8 protein-coding genes are annotated in these 16,999 nt (G+C 42.1%); 7 read left to right on the top strand and 1 reads right to left on the bottom strand.

Going from position 1 to position 16,999, the window contains the following annotated elements; all coding sequences use genetic code 11:
* Positions 1 to 69 precede the first annotated feature (69 nt).
* From AAA970_RS17985 to AAA970_RS17955, 7 genes are all read left to right on the top strand, one after another.
* The gene (locus tag AAA970_RS17985) at positions 70 to 939 is read left to right on the top strand and encodes a hypothetical protein (RefSeq protein WP_338238278.1); all 870 of its coding nucleotides are present in this window, start codon (positions 70 to 72) and stop codon (positions 937 to 939) included.
* A complete protein-coding gene (locus AAA970_RS17980) occupies positions 936 to 3,701 on the top strand; it encodes a hypothetical protein (protein WP_338238277.1) in 2,766 nt (921 codons plus the stop codon). The genes AAA970_RS17985 and AAA970_RS17980 overlap by 4 nt, the downstream gene beginning before the upstream one ends.
* An 8-nt stretch (positions 3,702 to 3,709) precedes the next feature.
* Positions 3,710 to 4,633: a hypothetical protein gene (locus AAA970_RS17975; protein WP_338238276.1), complete on the top strand. Its 924-nt coding sequence runs from the start codon at positions 3,710 to 3,712 to the stop codon at positions 4,631 to 4,633.
* Between the two features lie 110 nt (positions 4,634 to 4,743).
* The gene (locus AAA970_RS17970) at positions 4,744 to 5,046 is read left to right on the top strand and encodes a hypothetical protein (RefSeq protein ID WP_338238275.1); all 303 of its coding nucleotides are present in this window, start codon (positions 4,744 to 4,746) and stop codon (positions 5,044 to 5,046) included.
* Between the two features lie 593 nt (positions 5,047 to 5,639).
* Complete coding sequence (locus AAA970_RS17965) at positions 5,640 to 10,949, top strand: polymorphic toxin-type HINT domain-containing protein (RefSeq protein WP_338238274.1); 5,310 nt, start codon at positions 5,640 to 5,642, stop codon at positions 10,947 to 10,949.
* Positions 10,946 to 11,650: a hypothetical protein gene (locus AAA970_RS17960; protein ID WP_338238273.1), complete on the top strand. Its 705-nt coding sequence runs from the start codon at positions 10,946 to 10,948 to the stop codon at positions 11,648 to 11,650. The genes AAA970_RS17965 and AAA970_RS17960 overlap by 4 nt, the downstream gene beginning before the upstream one ends.
* Before the next feature lie 1,845 nt (positions 11,651 to 13,495).
* Entirely contained in the window at positions 13,496 to 13,681 is a 186-nt protein-coding gene (locus tag AAA970_RS17955; RefSeq protein ID WP_338238272.1) for a hypothetical protein, read from the top strand.
* Between the two features lie 312 nt (positions 13,682 to 13,993).
* Here AAA970_RS17955 and AAA970_RS17950 read toward each other — a convergent pair whose 3' ends face one another.
* Complete coding sequence (locus tag AAA970_RS17950; protein ID WP_338238271.1) at positions 13,994 to 16,276, bottom strand: family 16 glycosylhydrolase; 2,283 nt, start codon at positions 16,274 to 16,276, stop codon at positions 13,994 to 13,996.
* Between the last annotated feature and the right edge of the window lie 723 nt (positions 16,277 to 16,999).

Raw genomic sequence — 16,999 nt, 5'->3', positions numbered from 1 at the left:
AGTAGAAAATATTGATGGCCTAACTTAGGAGACCCTACCATCGATAATCAGGAGCAGCTGCTGGGCAAGGTGAATGTATTGCCTTTTGAACCCAAGACGATTAAGCTGTATATTAAACCGGTGGATGATACCACTCCGCCTTCTAAGGAGGCTGTGGAAAGCTATCTGGCATCAGTATACGGTCCTTATTTCATCAAATTTGAAGTAGAAATTCTGCCTAAAGTCAGTGGGCTTGACTGGGATGAAAACGGCGATGGTCAACTGGGTTCCGGGGATGAGGAGCATGGCCAGCTGGCGAATTATACTTCCGAGCATAGCAAGTTGATTGCCGCTTTCAAAAAAGTGCACCATCGGGGCAAAGATGAGCTCGTGGCCTTCTGGGCACCGACCGCCAGCAAGAGCGGTTTGGCCGGATTTTTCCCTCAGGGCCGTGCTTATGGATTTTTATATGCACCGGATAATTCCGAACAGACCTATCATACCCTGGCGCATGAATTGGGGCATGGGGCGTTTAATTTGAAACATACTTTTGACCGCTTTGGGGAAGATAAAGCTCCTGTGGGCTCCACGGATAATCTGATGGACTATGCTTCGACAAGCTCAGCAACACCTTCGACAAGCTCAGCAACACCTTCGACAAGCTCAGCAACAGCAAACGGAGCATCGAAGGAGTTGTATGCTTATCAGTGGTCTTTGTTGCACCAGCCGTTGAAGGTGCTGGGGATTGAGCATGAGGATGGGGGGAGTGAGGCATTTGGTCAACCGGGTACGAGCATAGCTTCTATTTGTAACCCTGAAATTCTTAAAAAATTAGAAGCATATAGTAAGTTTTTCTTGCCGGATGGGAGATCAATTGATTTATCCAAACTTGCGTACGCTAGTATACCATCATCTTTTTATACAACAAAGATAGTACTCCTCAGGCTAAAGGTGCATTGAATTCCTTTTTCTATGAAGGGAAGAAATACTATGTGGCCTATTCAGGGGAAGAAACCACAAATTTTAAAACTATATCCAGGAGGGACAGCATAAAAATAGAAGATATTCTGACAGAAGAGGAAGGGATCCGGGTACATATAGACTGCGAAACAAATAAATTAACTTTCGAGGAACACAGCTTTGATTTTGATTGTCAGGATTGTAAGAAATTTGAAGGTATTTATTTTAAAAATGATAAAGCAAGTCAATATGTTGATTTTGCAGTAAATAACGCAATTCGGGTTGATAAAAAACTTGCTGAAAATGAGGAATTGGTGACCCAACTGGTCTCAAAAGTTAAAAACTATGAGTTTCCTGAAGTTGCATTAGGCCAGCGCTTAACCGACAGGATTAAAGCTTATGAAAAATTCAATGGTAAGCGCTTTTTAATTGTTTTTGCAGAAAGCAATCATTTATCACTAAATGAATCAAGTTGGGGGACTTTGTCCCAAAAAGTATTTGCAGAGGCAGGGCTAACCGATGATGATATTTTAATTACCGTTCCCTATGTTCATTGTGAAGGTATAGGTAGAGACTTAGGAGAGATCTTTGTAATGCCAGGATACAGTGCTGGAAAAAATATTAAGAATAATAGTTCTTTCATTGGTAGTTCATACAAAAATACTATTCGAACAGCGGAGTGGATGGTAGAAGTAAGTGATCCTGAGGCTGGCGTTCTGTCTGGTTATTTTAATGGAGTATTTAAGAGTTTATATAAAAGACTACTTGTACATAAAGGTATTTTGAATGCAGATTTTACTATCACTTACTTATTATATGAGGGATATTCTTATGGGAAACTCCAAAATGCTTATGTTGATTTGTACATGGACAGTTCATTTAAAACTGTTACGGCGGATTGGTTAGCAACTCAGGAAAATAGAAGACTGAATAATCTGAATACCAATTTTGTAGGGCCGGTAAAAGCACAAGTCGATTATTTAGTATTAAATGGCTTTTTAACCAGAACAATCAATACACTATCTACACCAAGTCAACTTGTGAAGTTTGAAGAGTCAGATCAATTCAAAGATGATAGATTTGAATTTAAAGACGAATTTCTCGTTGGCGATTTTGATGCCTTAAATCAATACTTTACTGAACTATCTGGTCGAAATATTGTAAAACCATATATTTTAAATCGTGCTTATAAGGGGTATGTAGAGCGTTTAGCAAAAGTAAATAATGTTCATTTTAACGAGTTTCCATTCGATTTGAAAGAAGAAACCTGGAATAGAGAGCAGGTGTTAAAAGAAAAGGTAGATGATAGTTTTTATCTCGCTCTGGATATTGCATCCATCGCCCTAAGTTATTATGGACAGGACCATTGGGCTGATGGTTTGGGTTTAATTTATTCAATTTTAAGGGGTAATTGGGTCGAAGCCGGAGATTATACTGTTGCCGTATTTATTCCGGTAGCTGATGGTCAAAAGATTAAACTATCTAGAAAGGCCATCTTAAAAGTTGATTTTGATTCTAAAATAGTTAGAGAGGTAACAGCAGACCAAGCGTCCAAAATTAGGCATCATATTTCGGAAACTATTCCAGATGGGAAGGCTAAAGCGGTAATAAGTAGAATTGATCAGAATCAGATTGACACTCCTCAACTACAAAAACTGAAGTCTTTGGAAGCCAATCCTGAGGCACAGTTGAAGTACATTGATGACATATTGGCTAGTGCAGGGGAATCTTTATTGGCAAAATTTGAGAAATCTCCATATAATATTAGTCGCAGTCAGATCGAACAGTTGAAGAGAAACGGTTATCCTTCAGAGCAAGAGTTATCTTCAGTTTTTACAAAATTTGACCATTACCTTAAAGCATCCGAGGGGAAATCAGGAGCATTAGCTTTGATTTCGGAAACTCCTCCTGCAAAGGTTGAGGATTTTCTCAAACAATTAAATGCACTGGATCAGGCGGAAGCAGGCTTATCTTTAAAATTTCTTGGAGATTGCGCTGAGAATGTTGATTTTGTAAAGTACTTGGGTAATCGGCCTGAGTTGGTTGACTCGTGGCGCTTGCTAGATGATGCGGGTTATGCTGCATTAAAGAAAAATCCAGTCAGCCTCGAAAAGCTTAGTGCCCTCTTAAAAAATCCGAAATTAGCAGCTGCTGGCCTTGATGAGAACAGGGTGTCAAGACTTATCAAGGGGAATAGAAATGCTGGTGGTTCTGCAGCCGCACTTGATGATTTAACTAAGGGGTTTGATGATTTGGTTTCAACAGGAACAATATTTGAGGATATTGATAAACTCTTTACAGACCTAGAGAAAGGGGGGAATTTTGCCGAAGGTGCAGGTTGGATACAAAGACACTTAACAAGTAATGTAGATGATTTTGCGGGCAAAACTTTGATTTTCGAGTCAGTTGAAAAAGTGGGTGAGTCAGTTCGGAGAGTGGATGTTAAAATGCCAGATGGTAATATTACTAAGTATTTTGAGTTTAAATCAGTTGGAGAAATTCCACCGTCAAACTTTGCGACACAGTTTGTTAAGGACATGCAAATATCTGATGTGTCAGACCTAGGGCAATTAAAATGGATTTTTGATGGCAGGAAAGTCCCCTCCCTTCAAAACAATATAGATGATTTTATTGATGCTCTTGATGAAGTTGATATTCCTCAATCAGTAATTGACAAGTTAGTGCCAGGAGCGAGTAAGACAAAAGACGCTTTGTTAGAAACAATTGAGAGTAGGTTTACTGAAATTTTCCAAGTAAAATAATAGAGAAATTGGATCAGGTTTTAAAAAACATAGAAGAAAATATTGGTTTTAAACTGCCCTTGGAGATAAGAGCGATTTATGAGAAGTTAAACGATAATTATTTTGTGTTCGATACACGAAAAGCTGGCGGTCATTGGCTCTTGAATGCTGATTATTTTTTAATAAAGCCAGGAGACCTAAACACGAAAGAGAGAGGTGAGTTTTTTATAAAAGACTTTTATGTTTGTGATGGTGTAAATATCCTTGAAAGATTGAATCAGAAGGTGTCAAAATCAATTAAAGAACATTGGTCAGAGAATAAAGTTTTTGCTTTTGCATGGAGTAATGATGTAGTAGAAAAAGATGCTTCTCTCGTTTATGTTTTCGATAATGATGGAGCAGTAAAAGGGATTTATGCGCACTCTTTAAATTACGTTGAAGACAAAGTTTTTGTAGCGAAAAGGTTATCGGATATTTTCATACTTGACGAAATATATATAGAGTCATCAAGGAAAGCAAAGTTTGCTATTAAGGGGGATAAGGCCATGACTTCCTATAACGAAATATTAAATGGGGATTATAAAGTTATTGATGTTGAATCGGTTGATGATGTAAAAGACTACGAACACATTATCGAAATATTTTCTAACCTATCAGTAGGAAAATTTACACCTATGATTAAATCATTGAGGGAGTGGGGGGGAATTAGGAGTATCGATCTAGAAATTGATGGAGAAATTTATTCAACTGAATTACAGGGGGGTAATGGGTGTGTTGATTTAAAAATAATTGATTTTGTAAATGATTGTCTTATAGATAAAGGTCATACCAGAAAGAAATTTATAGCTTTTAGTGATGTGCCTTTTGGTCAAGAAATCAGTGTTGCTTTTGTAAGTAAGTCTATTTTGAAAACACTAAGGAAACTAAAGTCACTAGTAATACTGAAGGATTGAAAGCATCATTAAGGACCCTTGCACAGGTGTCCTTTAGTTTTTTCTTATGTACAGGTTTGGAGTGATGGAAGTTGATAGAATTTTTCAGGCTTAGAATCTTTATTAAAATAATGGGAATATTTGGGTTGAGTAAGGTTAAGAGTGTTATAACTCAAGAGTTTATTGGACATCTATTACAAGCTAATTGGGTAGTGAGAGATGAGAGCTATGGTTTGTGGCTTGAGAAAGAAACAGATGAAGTGAAAGACTTTATCTATTTGACTATCAAAAATCACTTTGATGAAAAACACCTTTCAAAATATCACTTAGCCAGACCAACTGCATCAAGACGTTTTCATCGTGTAGAAAGGGTTTTATCTGACTGTTTTGATCAGTTTGATGACATGGATAATGCACCACCCCCCTGGTCGTAGTGTTACGAGAGCGAAGCGAACATCACTACGACCCAATACCTGAAAATTCCGTGAGCAAAACCATAGTCGCCACGCCACATCGCTTCTACAGGATTAGTTTCAGGTGTGATGAACACGATTAGTGGGGGGTACAGTTGCACTTCCCCCTCCCACCCCCCCCTGGTCGTAGTCTTCGCCTGCTGAACTTAGAAATTTAGTAATCATTTTACGCGGCGACTACGACCCAAGGGTATGTAAAATACCGGTTTGGTCTTAGTGATGCTTGCATGGCTCGCTGTAACACGAAGACCAGGGTAGGGGCTGTTTATGCTCAAAGGACTATCCGCCTCCCCACTGAACTTCACCCCACCCACCACACCTCGGGCCAGGGATGGAGGCGGAGGCGCAGCCGGTTGTGGAGCTCTTTTTCGGCGGGCAGGCATTTGGGAGAACAGCACTACTGCCCGCCGAAAAAAGCGACCGCCGAGAGCCCGGTGCGCTGTGGCGCAGGCCCCCTAAATAATCTTCACTTGATTTATTGGTTTTATTCTATGGCGGTTTTTCCTTAGGAATCTTATAACCGCCCGCAAAATGTCACCTACCGCTTTCAGATTGTGGAGATTTTGCGGGAAGGGCAGACGGCCGGAGATGCTTTTGCCACTACGCAGCCGATTGTGGACGAATGGGACATCATGGCATCGGCCTATCAGTTGGGGCCGGCGGACAGTCCGCTGATGCCGGGGAATTGGTATGCCTGGCGGGTGCAGGCTTATGATGAAGATGAGCTGGGCTTGTTGAAGAATGAGGGTTGGAGTGAGATGCGCCTTTTTCAATACGGGGTGGCCTGTACGGAATGCGGTGATCTGCTGGTGGAAACCGTGACGCCTTCGCGGGTGGAGCTGGCCTGGACGGGCAGGCAGGGACACATGGAATGGGAAGTGCGTCATCGTCCGGTGGCGGAAGAAGGGCAGGCGGTTTTGGAGTGGACTTATGATTCTTTCCTGATGGAGCGTGGGAATATCCGTCGCTTGTCGCCGGCGGTGAAATATGAGTTTCAGGTGCGTGGAAAATGCGGCGCCCAGGAGGGGGAATGGTCGGCTTCGGTCTTTGCCACTACGGGGGAAGCGGAAGAAAAGCCTTATATCTGTGAGGGGGGGGAGTTGATTATCCGACATGAAAATATGGAATTATATTCGGATAGACTTAAAGTGGGTGATACCTTTCGTGCAGCAGATTTTCTGGTGACCGTATCCGATGCCTCACTGGCTGGAAGTAAGCATTCCGGAATAGGGGTCATTCAGATGCAAGCGCTGAACAGTGTGAAATTTTGGGTAGAATTTGAAGAGATAGAACTCAATACAGATTTTGAGCTAATTGCTGGGGATGTACATGTGACCGGAAGTAGTGCGACTGTGCTGGATCCGGTATTCGGAGAGATTTTTTCTGAATTACAGGCGATTCTTGAAATTATAGAAAATATAAAAGACAACGATCCGGATACCAAAGAGGCTAAGGAAGCGCTTGATCTGGCGAAGCAAGAAGAAAAAGAAGCTGAAAAGGCAAAAAAGGAAGCCGAGAGGCAATTGAAAGAGGCGGAGGCAATAGACGATGAGCAGGAGCGGGAAAAAGCCATTGCTGAAGCACAAGAAGCGCTGGATAAGGCGAAGCAGGATTATGATGAGGCTAAGGATGCTAAGAGTCAGGCGAGTAATAATGTGCTGAATGCTATAGTAAATTATATGGGGAGTGGGAGTAAGGATTTGTTGTCCTTCATTTCCGGGGTGAACCGGTGTATTATAGCAGAACCCGGACTGATCCGTCAACAGGAGGCGGAGCGGACTAATGAATCAGGGAAGAAGGTGCTGACCTTTTTGGCCACAATGGATCAGAAGTCTGAGCCTGGTGTGGACTTTGATGTTGATTTACGTGAATTTGAAGCGCTTTCTGAGGAAGAAGCCTTGATCCGATGTATGGAAATGGGTGAGGACGTGAAAGGGATTTTTGAGGTGACTCAATTGCAGGGGTCTAAAATTTTGGCAACTATTCAAAAAGCCCGTACTGCCGTCTACCTTTTCCAGCAGATCTTTGGGCTGGGCTACGATATGCTGGCCGATGATGATGCCCTGCGCGAAGGATGTGAAAATTGGGCCACCGAACAAAGCCTGACCTTCAGCGCCCATGAATCCACCGGATTTGATGCCGGTGGCAGAGGTTTCGATAATGACGTATTCGATGCCGTGAAATGTGGGGAAGAGCTGATCCTTTACCCCTTTATTGCCATTGAAAAGGGACAAAACGGAAAAATTAAATATGATACAGATGCCACCGAAACGGTTTATTTCCGACCGGTGGATGCCCCGGCCAAAGCCAAAGAGGGCGATCCCCAAGGCACCGAACTGTATGCTTTGGATAACAAAAAGACCCTTTGGGAAGCTTATCAAACCATCGATAACCAGGAGCAGGTGCTGGGCAAGGTGAATGTATTGCCTTTTGAGCCAAAGACGATTAAGCTGTATATCAAGCCGGTGGATGATACCACTCCACCTTCCAAAGCAGCGGTGGAAAGCTATTTGGCATCGGTTTACGGGCCTTATTTCATCAAATTTGAAGTTGAAATTCTGCCTAAAGTTAGCGGGCTTGACTGGGATGAAAACGGTGATGGCAAACTGGCTTCCGGGGATGAAGAACACGGCAACTTGGCCAACTATACCTCCGAGCAAAGCAAGCTGATTGCCGCTTTCAAAAAAGTGCACAATCGCGGCAAAGATGAGCTCGTCGCCTTCTGGGCACCGACCGCCAGCAAGAGTGGTTTGGCGGGGTTCTTCCCGCAGGGCCGTGCCTATGGATTTTTATATGCACCGGATAATTCCGAGCAAACCTATCATACCCTGGCGCATGAATTGGGGCATGGGGCGTTTAATCTACAACACCCTTTCAAGCGATTTGAGGGCCAGGTAGAAAAGGGCGCCACGGACAATTTAATGGACTATAGTGCTCCGGCAAAAGCACTGTATGCTTATCAGTGGAATTTGCTGCACCAGCCACTGAAGGTGCTGGGGATTGAGAATGAGGATGGGGAGAGTGAGAGTCAATTAAATCCCAAAAACATAAAAGTTAAGGATTTATTGGCCAAAATAGGTTCAGATGCAGATTATGCTTTTTTCCTTTCTGGTCGTCAACCTGAAGAATTAATTCCAGTACATAGAAGCGCATGGGTTAGTTTTACAGGACAGTCGGGAAGTGCTGATTTTAATAGCCGTATTGTAAACGGGGCAATTTTAAGTTTTCAGGAAGGAGAGCATATTTATGTGGGTCATCGTATTTCTTCTGGTGAGAATCATAGTTTTAGGTACCACAACTATAAAACTAAAGAGGCTTATTCGGTGCATAATAAAGCTACTTTATCAAAAGAATCACCAATTTTTATAGGTATTGAAAATGTAGATTATTGTAAAGTTAATGTATATCATGTAGATAACAGTAACGCTTTACCGCTATATAATAATGACCTTCCCATTAGTCAAGAAATCTTAACATATAATCCATTTAATTTAAGTGGGAAAGAATCCATTCATGCCTACTATTCGGAAGGCTGTGAACTAAGCTGCGAAGACATCCTGGCCATCGTAAAAGCGGATCCTCATTACGGGCCACTATTCGAAAGTCATGTGCTCAAAACAGCCATAGAAAACAATCCTTGTGTGTTACAAGGCATGAAAAGAATGCCGGAGGGGCTCGGTTATGAAACCGCCTTTATGGAGGAGCTCCGTGGTATAATGGGGGACCTTACCCTTGGCGCCACAGCCGCGGCGACCACCGCGGTTATTCTGCCAACATTAGTGGCTGCCGTACCGGAGGGAGCAGGTACTACGCTGGCCGAGTGGCTGGCCAAAGAAGAAGGAAAACGAATTGCCAAAGAAGCAGTCAAGGAATCTATGATTGACCTGACGGTTCAAATGGCGCTGAATATGATCATCGAGCCTGTTTTCAGTGAGGAACCATTGGACAGCTGGACAGGGGAGAAATTGGTGACCGCTGCCTGGGATAATGTGGATTGGACTTCCGTGATTACGGCTTATCCGGTGAACAAGGCCAGCGGAAAACTGGCTGGAAATCAAAGTGTGTGGTTGGCTGGTGGCGCGGCTTCCGGTATCGGCTGTTTTCAGGGAATGCTAAGTGCGGTTACTTTTAATGGTACCAAGCCGGAATTAAAAGATATTAGTCTTTCTGAGGGGGCCTTCTCTTGCGTGGTAGGAGCGGTGAGCAGTTTCATCAGTTTTTCCCTGAGTAATGAAAAGATGCGGGGCAAAATTGATGCTTTACGAAAGAAGTTAATGGCATCCGAAGCTACCCAGCAAAAGTTCTTTCAACTGTGCAGAAGGTTAGGTATTTCAGATGCTGACAAAGGAAAGATAGAGACCCTATTGAAAGCATTGGGCATTGATGAGCTGAATGTAGGAAAAATAATGAAGCATTTCTGCTTCCCGGCAGGCACCATGATCTATGCCGATGGTCAGCCCTTCAAGGTCATCGAAGACATTGTTGCCGGGGACTATGTCGACGCTCAGGACCACTTTGGGAATATCGTCAAAGCACAGGTGACCGGCACCACAGTATCTTATGCCGACAGCTTAATTATTCTCCTGCATGGAGAGGAGCGACTGTTGGCTTGTACTCCGAACCACCGGATATTCACGCCGGCCGGTTATCGACGAGCCAGAGATTTGATCGAAGGCGATAGCCTGCTCCGTAGTGATGGCGCTTGGATAAGCGTCTCCGCTTTTGATTGGGAAATACGCACACAGACTGTTTATAACTTCGAAGTCGCAGAGGCGCACAGCTATTTTGCTGAGGGGTATTTGGTGCATAATAAAGGTTGTGGAGGTGCACCGGAATTTTTATATGCAGCCGTCAGGGAAACCACTGAAAAGGTTGATGATTTTTATAATTTGATTATTGGGAAAACACCTGCTGCCGCTAAAATGGCAGGACAACAAACCGTCAATTATTTAACCGATAATCTGGATAAAATAAATACGGAGGTGTATACCATTTTTATGGAGCTGAAAAGGAGAAACTTTACCCATAAAAAATTCAATCTGGATTTTATCAATGAATTTAAAGGGAAAGCACTCCAGCAGTATGATGAGGTGATTGAGGACTTAATTGCCAAACGAAAGATTGATTTTTCCTCCATTTTGGAAGGATTATCAGATACGGATAAGCTGAAGAAATTACTCACTTATAACTATGGGGATGAATATGTTGAAATAGTGAATAAATATTTTAAATATTTGACGCCCGATCAGCAGGCTGATTACCTGAGAAGATTATCAACGCAGGATTTAAGTAGTCTGAGAGAACAGCTGATCAAAGACTTCAATCAAGCCGTAGGTAAAAACTGTAGCTATGAAGAGGTATCGGTAATTTTAACCAAAGCCAATGCAGGATCCAAAGGAGCTATTGCCGAGGCCTGGGTGGCAAAGAAACTGGGCGTTATGACCAATGTCCTTCAACCCAATTTGGATTTGTCCTCCATTGAGGGCGTGTTCAAAAAAGGCAGCAGACGACCGGATGGTATTTTCAGTATGGAAAATGGCAAGCTGGTGATCTATGATGTAAAGGCTGGCTATGCTGACGGCGGGATTGATCTGGAGCAGTTGGCGGATTATGCGAAGATGGTAGAGATATTTTCCAATTTTTCAGATGATCGTTTTCCCAAGCTTATTGGTGTTTTTGAAAAAGCAGGGATAGACATGAGTAACTTCGCAGGAGAAGTGGAAATGCGCTATATTGTGATGCCGGGGTTGGAGAATAAAGTGGGTGAGGCAGTTGATGCTATTAAAAGTAAAATTAATGCCCCTGGGTTTATAGATGATAAATTCAGAAAAATGTTTAAAGTGATAAAAGGTGTTGATATATGATTCAGATAAAATTAAAATTTAAAATATATGATTTTTTATTTTTGTTGAAATGTGAAGATATTTTCACAAAAGAGGATTGGGATTTAACAGTAAAAAATGAAGATTTAACACAATTAGATGTTATAGAAAAGAGTTCATTATCATATAATGATTTGTTTTCTTTTTTTAATAAAAATAAATCTACAAAAGGGATTTCTTTTTCATATGTGATTAAGGGAGATACAGATTATGAATATGTCGATAAAGCCGTACACTTTCGTTATGAGGAAAATGTTTTCACTATATCTCTTTATTATGAAAAAGACCAAATAGATAGTGATAAATTTATATTTATTGATAGTTTTTTATTGGAACTTTATAGATCTATGCCCGAAGGTTTGGGCTATGTCAGTTGGGTAGATGTGGGGAATCAGTTTTTATTTGCTAAAAACAATGAATTACTCCAATATAAGTTTTACTCCAACGTATTTAATGAAAAGCTATATTTTTGGCACTGCGTCTCTAAGCCTTCTCTTTATAAGAGATACCATTCAAAAGAACAACTATTGAACTGCCCATTTGTAAAAGTAGAAGAATGGGAGGACGGTAGCATTGAAATGATCCATTTTGAGGATCCCATGGAAATTACCTCAGAGAAGAGTATCCATCAAATAAAGAAGGTTTGGAAGCATTTAAGTGAAAATAAACTCTATGAAGATTGAGGGATGAAGGTCTCGGAATGGCTTTAATCTTCCCGATAAAGCACCCCTGGTCGTAGTCTTCGCCTGCTGAACTTAGAAATTTAGTAATCATTTTACGCGGCGACTACGACCCAAGGGTATATAAAATACCGTGCTTGGTCTTAGTGATGCTCGCACGGCTCGCTGTAACACGAAGACTAGGGAAGGGGCTGTTTTTTCACAGGACTAATCGCTACTCCAGTGAACTTCACCCCACCCCCCACACCCCGGGCCAGGGATAGAGGCGGAGGCGTTAGCCGGTTGCGGAGCTCTTTTTCGGCGGGCAGGCATTTGGGAAACTTTCATACTGCCCGCCGAAAAAAGCGACCGCCGAGAGCCCGGTGCGCTGTGGCGCAGGCCCCCTAAAAAATAAGATAATGGTGAGTATTGAGGGGTTATTTTTTTATTTCTAAAATCATTAGTTGACCATAGGGTTGGAGCGCTTTCACCATCATAAAATTAGTGCTAATCTTCGTGTGCATTTGTGGTTTCTATATGTCGTCTAACAAATCCAATAAATTTGTGGAATGGGTGGCCACTAACCTTCACGATCCCTCAAAACCAGGCACAAAAAAAGTCCGGGAACCAACCGGACTATCAATACCAAACTATAACCTTATGAACCACTATGATTATTCAAATTCAATAGGGACGTTTTAAAAAAGGAAGGATGCTTAACCAGATTTGATCAAGCATCCATTCACCCAACATCAACCTATGTAAGAATTATTGCAAAGGCTGTGCCAAAAGAAAATTTTCCAGATGGATTTCAAGGGAAATTGCAGGAAAATGGTGGGGAAGCTTTTGGAAAGGCTGAAGACGTGGCTTTTAATTTGTTCCGGATTCTAGCGTGATATGGCATAAGGCAGAATAAATATCATTCAGCTTTATCGGGGCCATTCATGGCCATAAAAACGAGCGATTTTCGGATTGGACTTGGTGCTTCTTCGTGGTTTTAACCCGAATTATTCACCGCTAAATTTATTAACCAAGCGTATAGGGTTTGTTTTCAGTTCATTACAATTTGTTTTTTTGATTTATGATAGCCTGAATTTGGGCAAGCTTGCTTTCTCCTCATTCATCCCCTTTGGTCGCAGTGTTACGAGCACTCAGCAACCATCACTACGGCCAAATTCCTGAAAATTCCGTGGGCAAAACCTTAGTTGTCAAGCCACACCTCTTCTACAGGATTAGTTTCAGGTGAGATGCAAACGATTTGTAGCGGTTACAGTTGTACTTCCCCCAGCCACCACACCCCGGGCCAGGGATAGAGGCGGAGGCGTAGCCGGTTGTGGAGCTCATTTTCGGCGGGCAGGCAATGGGAAAACAACCCTACTGCCCGCCGAAAAAAGCGACCGCCGATAGCCCGGTGCGCTGTGGCGCAGGCCCCCTCAAATGCTTTTTAAAAAGGGAAAGCGTGCTGAATTTATTTTGATATCAAAAATGATGCTTTCTGTTTGTAGTAAAAGGGAATTGTGTCGGAATTGTTTATTTTGGTGTGGTATCTAATAAAATGGAATGAATACACCTCATATATTGGTAGTTTGCGGACGTAATAAGAAACGCAGTCTGACAGCGGAAGCGATTTATAAAAATGATGATCGTTTTTTTATTCGATCGGTGGGTTTAAGCGTGTTAAAAAGCCAAAATTCGCAGCGAAAATTTGAAGTATTGCAGAAGCGATAAAGGATTATTTTGAGAGAATAGCATCGCTATTGTTGAGAAATTATCCAAAATCGCTTCCAATAATTCGAATTTGCAGCCGGATGGTGTGCTTTTTTACGCGCTCTAAGTCCGTCTAGTAATCGAAAGATTTCAGAGCGGGATTTGCATTGGGCGGACCTGGTGCTGGTCATGGAGGGCGAGCAGCGGTCAAAAATCCGGAAGGTATATGCGCATTTGGACCTTCCGGAAATGGGAGTTTTGCATATTCCGGATGATTATGAATATATGGATCCGGAGCTCGTGGAATTGCTTGAGGAAGGGATAGAGGCCTGTATGGCGAGTGACTAAAGGTGGGGCTACTTTTGGGAAAATAGACTTGGGTTAAAATACTTTGAGGCTAATCCAGTGTTTAAAATTTTATAAATCCACAGCAAGTTTGAATGTCTGGAAGCGATTTTGTTGTTTTCAACAATAGCAGTAATATTCTCTTGAAACCACCACATTTCGCTTTTCTATTATTCAAATTTCTGTTAGTAATCAAACGATCCAACACTTTTCATTCACCTATTTATATCCCATTTTATAAGGATCGGGTAAATTTGTTATGCCCCAAAGTATTTGTTAAAAGTCGACTAGTTGTCGTTGGTGTAAATGGTTAATTTATTGGATTAAGAGTTTATTGACCATCGTTTGGCTTGGGGTATTTATTTTTACGATATATAGTCCGGGAGTCAAGCCTGCTTTTGATAAAGGAAGTTTCAACGCTTTTTGGTTTTGGAAATTCCGGAGGTAAACCACAACTCCTGATTCATCGAAAATGGCCAGCTGTCCGGATTGTATTTGAGCCAATTCGATGTTTAATAGTCCATTCGAATAGGGGTTGGGGTACAGGCTAAATCCTTCCTGCAGCTCATTATTCAAGACTCTTAAAGTTTGTCCATCAGAAACGACGCCCCAAAGGAAAGGTGCTGCTGTAGTTCCATCCGCAATCAATTTGGATTGGCCATTTACAGCGAAATACTGATTGTTGATTTTGGCTTTAATTAATAACTCCTTATTGGCATTTAAGCTGAAAGTAACTTTTTGTCGATCGTATATCCCCGTGGCTCCGCACTTAATGGTATTGTCTGTCGCAGTGGTTACGTATTTATCCGTCTGAACGGCCTGCAAAGCGAAATATCCATCCTGTTCATAAAGCCGGAATTGTTCCAGTGTTCCTACCTGACTTTTGTTGGCCTCCAGGGTATTGGAACTGGTATTAAGGGATACGATATCCCCTCCAAGAGTGCTCAGCCAGATAATTTGGCCCGCCTGTGGTAATCCTCCTGCATTTCCTCCCTCATCCGACTTTACCTGAATAGTACAAGTTGCGGTTTTATTCCCATCTGCTGTGGTGACGGTGATGGTGGCGTTGCCCTGGGCAAGTCCTACGATTTTGCCGTTGTTTACCGAGGCCACTTGCTTATTGCTGCTGGTCCAGCTGACATTAGTGTTGGTGGCATTGGAGGGAGAGACGGTGGCTTGCAGGTTGATACTTTCGCCAATCTGGAGCTGTGCGGAAGAAGAGGAAAGACTTACACTTTCCACTGCTACATTGGAGTCCCCGCCTTCGGAAATATTGAAATTATCCACAAAAGCTTCTCCTGCTGACCAAAACCATAATTTGTATTGTTTCACCGCATTGGCCGTGGTGAAGGTGAGGCTGCCCTTTTTGAAGGCAGTGGAGTTAAAAGCAAAGTTTTTGAGGGTAGCGTTGGTGGCTGCATCATTAATGCCCATAAAAGTACTGGCAGTGGTATTGGTTACCTTAGCATCGGCAGTGATGGTGTAGGTAGTGTTGGCTTTTAGCTGAATGAGCTGCGCCACGCTTCCATTATTGACTTTGACAGCGTAATTTCCTGCTGTTACATGGGTCTGATTAATTTCGGCAAGCCCACTACCTTCTGTCCAGTAGTTCAGATTTCCACTTTCAAAGCCCGGATTGTAGATTTTTCCCGTTTCCAAATCAGATCCTCCCTCTTTTTTCTCCCATACTCTTACATATTCCACATACATAGAGGTAGGCATTTCCGATAGCTTGGCTTTTGCTGCCGGGCTGGATTCCGGATCTATGGCATTGTTTCTATTATCATAGAATTCTACAAAAGGTTTTCGAAGTCCTAAGGAAAGGGTTACGTTCATGGGGCGATGCCAGAGCGTATTGGGCTTTCTGGCTACTTCGGCGCCATCCACATACCAAATAATTTCATTTTCATTTACCTCACAACCATAGATGTGGAAACCTTTGGTAGGATCCCAGGGCGCACGGAATTTATTCAGTTGTTCATCCGGATATGCCTTGGGTCTTCTCCAAACACCACTTCCGTTTTCCATGACTACGGCGTGGAGGTTATGGTCCATATCATAAATGTCATCCTGATGCCCATCCATCCAATCAAATTGTTGGAGCTCCACCACATCGATTTCGCTGTAAACGGTTTCTCCGTTTTTTACACTGTAATCAAAATTAGAATACAACCAGAAAGAGGGGCAAACGCCTTCACCGATAGCTGCTCCTTTGATTTTGGCTTCAAAGTAACCATAGGTAAAGGTATTATAAGACTTCAATATGCCGGATTTAAAATACGTACCTCCATCCGGGGTATTGTTTGGGTTCTGGCGCATGGTCAGCTCAAGAACGCCATCCTTAATTTTGGCATTTTGGTTATTGTCCCATTTCCAGGCGGTGGTATTGGGAAGTCCGGAAGACTTCATCCATTTGCTCCAATCAGGGGAATCGCCATTGAATTCATCCGAGGCGCTCCATTTAATATCCCACTGGTCATTGGGGTTTTCTGTTTTGGTAGGTTTTTGCGCAAATGCAAATTGGTTCCAAAAAGAAAAAAGGCATAAAAGTGCAAAAAGCTTACACGCCTTTAAGGGTTGTTTTTTTTGAGTTCCCATAATAAAAAAATTGATACTGAGTTATTTAGACGTTTCAAAAGTACGCTTTTAGGATGTAGGTAGCTGGTGCTTTATTACGATATTCTGAGTTGATTTTACCTAATTAGGCTATATTTTGCGTAAATGGGCTACTTATTTCAGGCGATGTTTTTTTGAAATAAAAGAAGTGGATGACCTGCAGGAGTAATAATCCGGATTACTCATGCTGAAATCTTCCTTTAGCAGCGAGGCGAAAAAAATGGCCGAATAGTGTTTTTATTAGGATTTGTCCAAGGAATCTGATGCATGAGGAGAAAGCAAGTAGGGCCAAACATGAGCGATTAGCAAATCAGTCAAATAAATTTCAATAAACTAACATAAGCGCATGTTGTAAAGCACTTCATCGGCTGCAAATTCGAATTTTGGGAAACGATTTTGGATGATTGCTCCATAAAAGCGGTGCTATTTTCTCAAAATAATCGGGCATTGCTTCGCAATAATCAAATTTTCACTGCGAATAGTGGTTATCACGGCTTTTTCATAAAACTACCAATGGGCAGATTATAAGAAAGATCCAGTTCCCAATGAAGATCTATTTGATTTCCTCACGTTAAAGGATTTTCGACAGCCTAACTTTATAGTACAATATCTTCCACATCAACAGTCCGGCCTTGATCAATGGGCGGATAGACAAAGGTTCTGCTGTCGACTAGAAGGCATCACAGCGACATTTTGGCAATATTT

This window comes from Persicobacter diffluens (assembly GCF_036244895.1).
Taxonomy (GTDB): domain Bacteria; phylum Bacteroidota; class Bacteroidia; order Cytophagales; family Cyclobacteriaceae; genus Persicobacter; species Persicobacter diffluens.
This window is presented reverse-complemented; position numbering and strand designations above follow the sequence as displayed.